This is a genomic window from Thermoactinomyces intermedius (assembly GCF_013912365.1).
Taxonomy (GTDB): domain Bacteria; phylum Bacillota; class Bacilli; order Thermoactinomycetales; family Thermoactinomycetaceae; genus Thermoactinomyces; species Thermoactinomyces intermedius.
The window spans coordinates 1-10,181 of sequence record NZ_JACETT010000001.1 but is presented as its reverse complement, the minus strand read 5'-3'; the positions used below and the strand labels follow the sequence as shown (position 1 = coordinate 10,181).

Here is a 10,181-nt window from a genome sequence, read left to right as displayed (position 1 = left end):
AATCAATATAAGACAGTCATTAAAGAATAGAGAAACGGGGATGGGCAGAAAGAAATCGGCCCATCCCTAAATTTATGGCAAAGTCAATGGGACAGAGGAATTTATATAATGATCTTTAATCATAACAATTGTTTGATGAGGAGAAAGGAGTAGAAAAAAGGTGAATATCCAAAGAATCTGGATTCTTTTCATCCTGTTGTTTGTGTTCTTGGCGACCGGATGCACAGGCACCGGAGGCATAGGTAATTTGGATCTGGCAGAAGAAAAAGAGATCAAAGAAAATCAATACAATATATCAAGGATACATATAACAAAGATTTTGAAGTGAGTGAAGTGAACAAGGGACAAGCTGCCGGACTCATCCGTGTACGGGGATTTGTGAAAGACGGAAAAGATACGGAAGCGACGGTTTTTTGGAAAAAAGAAGAGGAAATGGATGACACCTATCTCATGGAATTATGGACGAAAGAATTGACCCCGAGAATCAAAGATATGTTGAACAAACATATGAGTGTGAGAAGCGTTGACCATGTTTCCTATAATGACGGAACTGTGGAAGCATTGAAGAAGCCGATGATAAAGACGGATTAGATCAACGATTAACGGCGAAGTTTGGTCATAAAATAGGTAATTTTACTGATAGTAGCAAATCACCGATTCCAAATCTCTATGATCAGGATGGAAATCTTGTATTGAGGAAAAGGAGTGTGAAAATGGAGTGAGAACTATAAAAAGCTTTTTAATAGTCTTCTTTATGTGTTCATTGTTATTGACAGGTTGTCAGGTTGGTTCTACAGGTTCAAATGAAGGAGAGAGAGAGATGTATCAATTGGAAGATGAAGAATTAAAGGAAAAAGCTGCACAGTATATAAAAGAAAAGTACCAAAAAGAATTTGAAGTAAAAGGAATAAATAGAGGCAGGGTGACAGGCACAGTTTATGTGGATGGGATCGTGAAGGATGGAAAAGATACGGAAACTAGCATAATATGGGAACGTAACGGACAAGTAGGGGATACATACGTTTCTGTATTATGGACAAATGAGTTGAAACCAAAAATTGAAGCACTCGCAAACAAACACATGGAAGTAAGGCGTATTGAAGACATTGTGTATAGTAGTGGAAAAATAGATAAATATACAGGCAATATCCCATCTGTTTTTGAAGTATTAAAAAACGGAGGGGATCCGGATTTTGCGCTACAAGTTACATTACGAGTATATGAACATGCCGGCCAGTTTGAGAAAGGATTAAAAGAATATTTAGATGAAATTAAAGGGCTTGGCATAAATGAGATTATAATAACGGTTTTCGTTGTAGATGATCAGTTGAAATCTGCACAGGAAGATGTAAAAGAAAGTAGCTACACCTTATATCGCTACAATATTGTGATCAATGATATTCAAAAAGTAGATATTGTCAATCTTGATCTGAATCAATATAAGACAGTCATCAAAGAATAGAGAAATAGGGATGGGCAGAAAGAAATCGGCCCATCCCTAAATTTATGGCTAAGGTCAATGGGACAGAGGAATTTATATAATGATTTTAGCGATTGACTGAAGATAAGAAAGGAGTGGAAAAAAGATGAATTTCAAAAGAATCTGGGTCTTGACTATCATGTTGTTTGCATGTTTGGTGGCTGGATGCACGGGAGGTATGGGAGAGTTGGATCAAGCCGAAGAGAAAGAAATCAAAGAAAAAGCGATTCAATATATCAAAGATAAGTACCAAAAAGAGTATGTGGTGTCTGAGGTAGTCAAAAACCCGGCAACAGGTCAGGCTTATACAATCAGAGGGAACATCAAAGATGACCAAAACACCAGGGTAACGGTAATTATAGAACTGCCAGATGAAATCAGAGATACATATGTAGGGAAATTATGGTCAGAGGAATTAAAACCAGAAATCACTTCTTTGGCGGAAAAGTATATGGATATAAATACTGTGGAAGATATTGCTTACACAAGTGGAACGAAAGGTGACAGCGTTCGTGGAGAAATTCCTTCCGTTTTTGAACATCTGAAAAATGGTGGAGATCAGCAGTTTACATTGTCGATTTCATTAAGAATCTATGAACAAAATGGGCAATATGAACAAGGGATTAAGCGCTTTTTGAAAGAACTAAGGGGTATGCATTTTCATGAGGTAGTGATGGAGATTTTTGTTTCCGATGACGAATTAAAAACCGTATCAGAAAAAGCCGAAGAGAGTAAATATACCTTATATCGCTATAACATTTCAATTGATGATATTCAAAAAATTGATATTGATCATTACAATTTGGATCAATACAAAACAGTTCTTAAAGATTAATCAAACAGGGATGGGCAGAAAGAAATCGGTTCATCCCTAAATTTATTTGCTAAGTAATGGGACAGAGGAATTTATATAATGACCTTAGGGATTGATTGATGATAGGAAGGGAGTGGAAAAGGTGAATATCCAAAGAGGCTGGATCGTTTTCATTCTTTTGTTTGTATTCCTTGTGGCTGGATGCACAGGAACGGGAGGAGAGGGAGATATAGATCAGGCAGAAGAGAAAAAAATCAAAGAAAAAGCCATTCAGTATATCAAGGATACATATAACAAAGATTTCGAAGTATCCGAAGTAAGTAAAGATCGTTTTACAGGACAGAATTATACAGTTAGAGGGAATATAAAAGATGAGAAAAATACACAAGTATCAGTTATTATGGAACAAGGCGAAATCAGAGATACATATGTAGGTACGTTATGGACGGAAGAATTAAAACCAAAAATGACTACCTTGGCTCAAAAACATTTTGATGTAAGAGAGTTGGAACATATTGTTTTTTCTAATGGAAGAAAAAGAGATAAGTATACCGGTGACATTCCCTCTGTCTTTCATGTATTAGAAAATGGAGGAGATCCTGATTATACATTGGATTTAACATTAAGGGTTTATGAACAAAATGGTCAATATGAACAAGGAGTTAGAAGTTTTTTACAAGAGATTGAGAAATTAGGGTTTAATAAAGTGATTATAGAGATCTATGTGTCTGATGATAAATTAAAATCAATAGCTGAGGAAACTAAAGAAAGTGAATACACATTATATCGGTACAATATTGTGATTGATGACATTCAAAAAGTAGATATTGATAGTCTTGATCTGGATCGATACAAAACAGTAATCAAACATTAAACAAAAAGGGATGGGCAGAAAGACATTGGCCCATCCCTGATTTATGGTTGAGTTAATAGGACAGAGAAATTTATATAATGATCTTAGTTATTGTTTGATGAGAAAAAGGGAGTGGAAATGGTTGAGAGGAAAGTGGGGCTTGGTCATTTGTTTGATTGCTTTAACGTTAACGGGTTGTGAGTCAAGTTTAATCAATACATCCTCTGAGGAAAATCAAGAAGCAGAAAAGAAAGCAAAAGAAGTAGCAATTCAGCATATCAAGGATACATATAACAGAGAATTTAAGGTAACAAAGGTGGAGCACACACAAGTACTGGAATCCAGATATGTCATTCGCGGGACTGTTGAGGATGGAAAGGATACACCAGCTACCGTGTATTGGGTGTTACCAGATCAAGTCACTGATAGTTATGTATTAAATTATTGGAATCAGGAGTTAGAACCAAAAATCAAGGAGATTTCAAAGAAGCACTTTGATATAAAGAGAATTGAAAGCATCTCTTATACCAATGGGACATTACCGAATAAATATACCGGAGAGATTCCATCCGTGTATGAAGTTCTGAAAAACGGGGGAGATAAGGATTATTTGTTTAAATGGACTGGGGAAATTTATAAAAACGGAGGGAAGTATGAACAATCAATAAAAAACTTTTTAGAGGAAATCGAAGAAATGAATTTTAATAGGGTACGAGTAACGATTTATGTTTATGATGATCGATTAAAAACATCAACAACAAAAGAAGATGAAGGAAAATACTTATTATACGAATATGTAATTTCAATTGATGATATTCAAAAAGCGGAAATTGATTCAATAAATTTGAATCAATATAAAACTGTATACTGATTTAGATGAATATGGGGATGGGCAGAAAGAAATCGGCCCATCCCTAAATTTATGGCTAATTTAATTTGGGCAGAGGAATTTATATAATGATCTTTAATCATAACAATTGTTTGATGAGAAGAAAGGAGTGGAAAAGGTGAATATCCAAAGAAGCTGGATCGTTTTCATTCTGTTGTTTGTATTCCTTGTGGCTGGATGCACAGGAACGGGAGGCATGGGAGATATAGATCAGGCAGAAGAGAAAAAAATCAAAGAAAAAGCCATTCAGTATATCAAGGATACATATAACAAAGAATTTGAAGTGAGTGAAGTGAACAAGGGACATGCTGCCGGACTCATCCGTGTACGGGGATTTGTGAAAGACGGAAAAGATACGGAAGCGACGGTTTTTTGGAAAAAAGAAGAGGAAATGGATGACACCTATCTCACGGAATTATGGACGAAAGAATTGACCCCGAGAATCAAAGATATGTTGAACAAACATATGAGTGTGAGAAGCGTTGACCATGTTTCCTATAATGACGGAACTGCCAAAGACACGAGATATACCGGAAATATTCCTTCCATCTTTGACGTGTTGAAGAATGGAGGGAATGAAAAGTATATCTTGGAGGTGACCGGTGAAATATATGAAAACGGCGGACAGACTCCCGAAAATATCAAGTCATTTCTAAAAGAATTAAGGGATATGAATTTTCATGAGATCGGATTCGAATTCCATGTTTACGATGACCGGTTAAACGCTGATCTTGCCAAAGATGAAAATAAATATTTGTTATATCGCTATAACATTCACATCCCAAACATCCAAAAAGTGAATATCGAAAACCTTGATTTGGATCAATATAAAACCGTGATCCAACATTAAAAAAGATGGGCAGAAAATTTGTTCTGTCCATCTTTTTGCCTTATCGCAAGTCGACAAAGGATAATTTATCAAGTTATTCCTTCATTTTTTAACTCAAATATGGAATTTTTTATTATAATTATTAATATTGGCAAAAGAAAAAGGAAGAAAATCCATCGATTTCAAAGTCTTTAATGAAACGGACTCACAGGTAAAGAGGTGAATGGTTGCCAAGATGAAAAGATTACGTGACGGGAGCCTTTTGTTCTTGTTTCTTTTCGCTTCCATGGTTATTTTTCCGGTTTCAGCCCATGCCGTCGGCGGAGGGTTTGAGGTTCCCGAAATCAATGAGGATTTCCGTGAGATCAAAGAAGGACCGGCTCCCGACAAAGGGACACCGACGGCGGAAACCGGGGAAGGGAAAGGTTTTCCGGATCGTGCGGCGGACGGGATTTCCGGCTTTTTCAACCAATTAAAAAGCGGGGTCCAAAAGGCATGGGATTCCGCCATCATGGCCACCAAAAATGTGGCCCGGCAAGCATGGGACTGGGTGACATCCACTGCCGGGAAAATAACGGGAGGAATGATGCTGGTGGTCACAGCCCTCGCCGGATTGTTCGGCAAGTTCGGCCGGCAGATCCAAAGCACCGTCCAAAGAGCATACAGCAGTCTGAAGCAGAGGATGCAGAACCGGCTGTATCCGAACGGCACATTGAAAGACCGGAAAGTGACTGACCGGGAGTTGGCGATCGCCGCCATGGCATCCAAGGGGGGAACTGTCGGGCAGAAAACCGTGGACAAGCCGGGAAAAGATTGGGAGGCTGTTTCCGGTTTAAGGGAAGAGCTTCCGAACGGCTTGCAAGCCGATGTGTTTGTCAACCCCCGCACCAACGAGATGATGATTGCTTTCCGGGACACGGAGACTTTCCCGGGAAAAACGGGCAAAGGTGCTGCGGGATTTGATCAGGATGCCGTCAATGCGCAAGTGATTGCGGCCCGTAAATATTTGCAAGAAAAGATCTTCAGTGAAGAAAAATACCGCCATTATGACAAGATCCTGACGGGACATGCCTTGGGAGGATATGTCGCTGCGGACTGTGCCGCCAGATACAAGATCCCGGCCGTGACGTTTAATGTTCCAAAGTTGCCAAACGTAAGTGAGAAAACATTGTTGGGGGCATTGGGCGGGTCCAAAGGAGCCGTGGGAATGGCTCCCATGGGCAATTATGCGGTCAAAATCACAGAGAGTTCCCGTGCGGCAAAAGTCGTCAAAGAATCAACCGGTGCATACGACAAACTGATCCGCAACTATCGTTTTCCGGAAACAAGCGGGAATGATTCCGGCGGACGGTTCGGGAAAAAGGGCACACCCCTTTTTGAATTTTTCGGAAAAGTGAAGGGGAATCTTGTTCCAAGATAACTTTTGTCTTATGGGGCGGTTGGAAAGATGCATTTTCAAGGGGAAAACAAGGCGCATGTCACGCCCTTTGTTTTTTTACTTGATAAAATTTCAATATCCCCATTTGAAATTGATGAGATAAATCGGTTAAACAATTTGTGAATAGATTATGAAAAAGAAAGGAGTATTGAAAATAATGTCATATATTATATAATTTCATAGGATTTTCAGAATTCCCCTTCAGCAAGGGGACGCATCATGCAAAAGAGGTGAAAGGTTGCCAAAATGAAAACGATACATCATGGGAAACTCTTCTTATGCTTCATTTTTGTTGCATGTGTACTGGCCACACCAACTGCCTATGCAACCGGTGGCGGGAGTTTCGATGTTCCGCAGATCCATGAGGATTTCAACCAAGGAAAACCGGCTCCGGCTCCCAAGCCGACGGAGGAGCTGAACGTTACCCCGTCCAAGCAGGAGAAAGGCTTCTTCAGCCAAGTGGGAGACTTTGTCTCCGGTTCTTGGAACAAATTAAAAAACGGGGTCTCCAACACTTGGAACAACCTGAAAAACGGCGCGAAAAAGGCTTGGGACACCGCCGCATCCGCCACCAAGAAAGCGGCCCAAAAAGCCTGGGATTGGATGACCTCCACAGCAGGCAAAATTACTGGGGGAATTGTGCTTGGAATCACAGCCCTTACCGGATTGTTGAGTAAATTCGGACAACCCCTCGCCAGAGGAATCCAATCGGCCTATACGAGTTTGAAAAATCTTTTTGCGAGAAAGGGATTGGAAGGACAAAATCTGACCGCCAGTCTGGGGAATGCCGGAATGGCAGGGGGGAACAGCCAATATCCTTATGGAAAGCTGAGTGATATCAATATTTCAGATAAACAGTTGGCTGAGTTATCTGATTTAGTTTATGCTGATGAAACTGTTATAAAAGATGATTTGGATATAGTTTTAGGTGAAGAGTGGGAGATAGATTCAAATTTAAACCTTGATTTAAAAAATGGATTACAAATGTATGTATTCAAAAATATATATTCTAAGGAAATGGTGATTGCTTTTCGAGGAACTGAGCCAGACCGATGGGAAGATATTGTAATTGGTGATGGTCCGATTGCTTTAGGGAATGATATAAATCCACAAGCAATCGAAGCAAGAAAAATGATTTCAAATATAGTTAATAGTGAAGAATATAAAGGATACAAAATGGTATTGACTGGACATTCTCTTGGAGGATATTTGGCATTAGATTCAGCAACTAAATATGGAATTCCAGCAGTAACATTTAATGCTCCTGGAAAAAATTTGTTTCCTAATGTTAATGCCAGCACTATCCTAGGAGGTATTGGGGGAACATTAAGAAGTTATTTTACAAACCTGTTAAATCCCGAAGTTCGTGAAATAGCTGCTAAGGAAATAGCAGGTGCTTATGATGATCTAATTAGAAATTATCGTTATGATGATGACCTTGTTGGTTCATTAGGATATCGTCCGGGTGAAACTTATGAGATAGAATCTGATGGAAGTGTGAAAAGGGTGGACGAGTTAACCGGATTGGATAATCAAATCGGACTTGGATTATCCAGTCACGGGATTTCCAACTTTACCGGATATGACAGAGGTGAAAAAAAACCTGTAGATACACCTATTCCCGATGTATATGATGAAGATGGAAACATTGTAAAAAGGTGAGGTGTAAATTAAAGGTGTTTAGAAAAAGATGGTTTCTTGTAATATTTATGTTTGCTTTGTTGTTAACTGGTTGTCAGACAAATTCGATAGAAACAATACAGGAAGAGGGAAAGCAAATGAGTCAAGAAGAAGAGAAACAGCTCAAAGAAAAGGCAATTAAATATATTAAAGAAAAATATAATAAAGATTTTGAAGTGAGTGAAGTGAGCAAGGGACAAGCTGCCGGACTCATCCGTGTACGGGGAAAAGTGAAAGATGGAAAGGATACGGAAGTGACGGTGATTTGGGAGAAGGACAATGAAATCAAAGATACTTATGTAATAGCGTTATGGAGGCAAGAATTGAGTCCCAAAATAACAGCAATGATAAACAAATATATGGATGTAAGGCGGATTGAAAGTATTTCATACAGCAATGGGAAGAGGCCCCATAAATATAGCGGAGAAGTTCCATCTGTATTTGAAGTGTTGAAAAATGGTGGAGATAAGGACTTTACTTTAGTGATTACTGCACGAATTTATAACGATAATGGGCTGTATGAATCAGGTCTGAAAAACTTTTTGAAAGAAGCCCAATCAATGAATTTTAATAAAGTTATGATGGAAGTATTTGTTGCAGATGATGAATTGAAATCGGCCCCTGAAGACGTTAAGGAAAGCAGCTATACTCTGTATCGCTACAATATTGTTATCGATGACATTCAAAAAGTGGATATTGATAATCTTGATCTGGATCAATATAAAACGGTAATCAAAGAATAGAGAAACAGGGATGGGCAAGAAAGATATTGGCCCATCCCTAAATTTATGGCTAAGTCAATGGGACAGCGGAATTTATATAATGATCTTAACAATTGATTGATGATAGGAAGGGAGTAAAAAAGATGAATTTCAAAAGAAGCTGGATTGTTTTCATCCTGTTGTTTGTATACTTGCTGGCAGGATGCACAGGCACGGGAGGAGTGGGAGATATGGATAAAGCTGAAGAAAAAGAGATCAAAGAAAAAGCGATTCGGTATATCAAGGATACGTATAATAAGGAATATGAAGTTTCTGATGTGACGAAAGATTTTTTAAGCGGACAGATATATACAGTTGAAGGAAATATAAAAGATGATAAAAACACTTATGTAGCAATCATTATGGAACAGAATGAAATCAGGGATACTTATGTGGAAACATTATGGACCGAAGAACTCAAACCAAAGATCACGTCATTGGTTCAAAAACATTTTGATGAGAGAAAGATTGAGCACATTGCTTATTCAAATGGCCCGAAAAAAGATAAGTATACCGGAGAGATTCCATCGGTGTTTGAAGTCTTGAAAAATGAAGGGGCTCCGGATTATGAGCTAATCGTAAAATTGAGAGTCTATGAACAAAATGGCCAATATGAAAAAGGAATCAAGAGCTTTTTAGAAGAACTAAAAAAGCTGAACTTTAACCAAGTTGGAGTAACAATTTTTGTTGCAGATGATGAATTAAAATCAGCACCGAAGGAAGCCGAAGAAAGTCAATATACCTTATACCGCTATAATATTCATTTTGAAGATATCCAAAACATAGACATTGATCATCATGATCTGGATCAATATAAAACAGTAATCAAAGAATAAAGAAACGGGGACGGGCAGAAAGAAATTTGCCCATCCCTAAATTTATGGCTAAGTTAATGGGACAAGAGAAATTTATATAATGACCTTAGGAATTGATTGATGATAGGAAGGAAGTGGAAAAGGTGAATATCCAAAGAAGCTGGATGGTTTTCATTCTGTTGTTTGTATTCCTTGTGGCTGGATACACAGGAACGGGAGGCATGGGAGATATGAATCGAGCAGAAGAGAAAGAGATCAAAGAAAAAGCGATCCAGTATATCAAAGATACATATAATAAAGATTATGAAGTATCCGAGGTCAGGAAAGATCTTTTTACTGGCAAGACTTATACCGTTGAAGGGAATATAAAAGATGGTCAAAACACTTATGTGGCAATCATTATGGAACCGAATGAAATCAGGGATACCTATGTGGCAACATTATGGACGGAAGAATTAAAACCCAAAACCACGTCTTTAGTTGAAAAAAATTTTGATGTAAGAGAAATCGAAAATATTGGTTTTTCAAACGGAACCAAAAAAGATAAGTATACCGGAGAGATTCCATCTGTGTTTGAAGTCTTGAAAAATGGAGGGGATCCAGAATATAAGCTAAATGTGAC

General features: G+C 38.3%; 11 protein-coding genes. All 11 read left to right on the top strand.

From position 1 onward, the window contains the following. Positions 1–333 precede the first annotated feature (333 nt). Complete coding sequence (locus H1R82_RS00055; protein WP_131470850.1) at positions 334–591, top strand: hypothetical protein; 258 nt, start codon at positions 334–336, stop codon at positions 589–591. A 229-nt stretch (positions 592–820) separates the two neighbouring features. Continuing rightward, positions 821–1,462 carry a hypothetical protein gene (locus H1R82_RS00050; protein WP_037998409.1) on the top strand — a complete coding sequence of 214 codons (642 nt, stop codon included), beginning with the start codon at positions 821–823 and terminating at the stop codon, positions 1,460–1,462. Positions 1,463–1,586: 124 nt separating this feature from the next. Next, positions 1,587–2,315, top strand: coding sequence for a hypothetical protein (locus H1R82_RS00045; RefSeq protein WP_037998408.1), 729 nt, complete (start codon positions 1,587–1,589; stop codon positions 2,313–2,315). Positions 2,316–2,436: 121 nt separating this feature from the next. Beyond that, entirely contained in the window at positions 2,437–3,168 is a 732-nt protein-coding gene (locus H1R82_RS00040) for a hypothetical protein (protein ID WP_121874344.1), read from the top strand. A 121-nt stretch (positions 3,169–3,289) separates the two neighbouring features. Further along, a complete protein-coding gene (locus tag H1R82_RS00035; protein WP_037998405.1) occupies positions 3,290–4,018 on the top strand; it encodes a hypothetical protein in 729 nt (242 codons plus the stop codon). Between the two features lie 136 nt (positions 4,019–4,154). Next, on the top strand, positions 4,155–4,886 hold the full coding sequence (locus H1R82_RS00030) for a hypothetical protein (RefSeq protein ID WP_147437072.1): 732 nt from the start codon (positions 4,155–4,157) through the stop codon (positions 4,884–4,886). Between the two features lie 214 nt (positions 4,887–5,100). Then, positions 5,101–6,285, top strand: coding sequence for an alpha/beta hydrolase family protein (locus H1R82_RS00025; RefSeq protein WP_181733099.1), 1,185 nt, complete (start codon positions 5,101–5,103; stop codon positions 6,283–6,285). A 264-nt stretch (positions 6,286–6,549) separates the two neighbouring features. After that, on the top strand, positions 6,550–7,965 hold the full coding sequence (locus H1R82_RS00020) for a Tle-like phospholipase domain-containing protein (protein ID WP_037994264.1): 1,416 nt from the start codon (positions 6,550–6,552) through the stop codon (positions 7,963–7,965). Positions 7,966–8,081: 116 nt separating this feature from the next. Continuing rightward, a complete protein-coding gene (locus H1R82_RS00015; RefSeq protein ID WP_037994266.1) occupies positions 8,082–8,726 on the top strand; it encodes a hypothetical protein in 645 nt (214 codons plus the stop codon). A 122-nt stretch (positions 8,727–8,848) separates the two neighbouring features. Then, positions 8,849–9,580, top strand: coding sequence for a hypothetical protein (locus H1R82_RS00010; RefSeq protein WP_181821569.1), 732 nt, complete (start codon positions 8,849–8,851; stop codon positions 9,578–9,580). Between the two features lie 122 nt (positions 9,581–9,702). After that, positions 9,703–10,181 (top strand): hypothetical protein (locus H1R82_RS00005; RefSeq protein WP_181821567.1); only part of this gene is annotated, 479 nt, incomplete at its 3' end.

What these genes read in the sequence shown, in the direction of transcription:
- H1R82_RS00015 (WP_037994266.1), top strand. Translation starts at nt 8,082, where the DNA reads ATGAGTCAAGAAGAAGAGAAACAGCTCAAAGAAAAGGCAATTAAATAT.
- H1R82_RS00020 (WP_037994264.1), top strand. Translation starts at nt 6,550, where the DNA reads ATGAAAACGATACATCATGGGAAACTCTTCTTATGCTTCATTTTTGTT.
- H1R82_RS00045 (WP_037998408.1), top strand. Translation starts at nt 1,587, where the DNA reads ATGAATTTCAAAAGAATCTGGGTCTTGACTATCATGTTGTTTGCATGT.
- H1R82_RS00050 (WP_037998409.1), top strand. Translation starts at nt 821, where the DNA reads ATGTATCAATTGGAAGATGAAGAATTAAAGGAAAAAGCTGCACAGTAT.
- H1R82_RS00010 (WP_181821569.1), top strand. Translation starts at nt 8,849, where the DNA reads ATGAATTTCAAAAGAAGCTGGATTGTTTTCATCCTGTTGTTTGTATAC.
- H1R82_RS00025 (WP_181733099.1), top strand. Translation starts at nt 5,101, where the DNA reads ATGAAAAGATTACGTGACGGGAGCCTTTTGTTCTTGTTTCTTTTCGCT.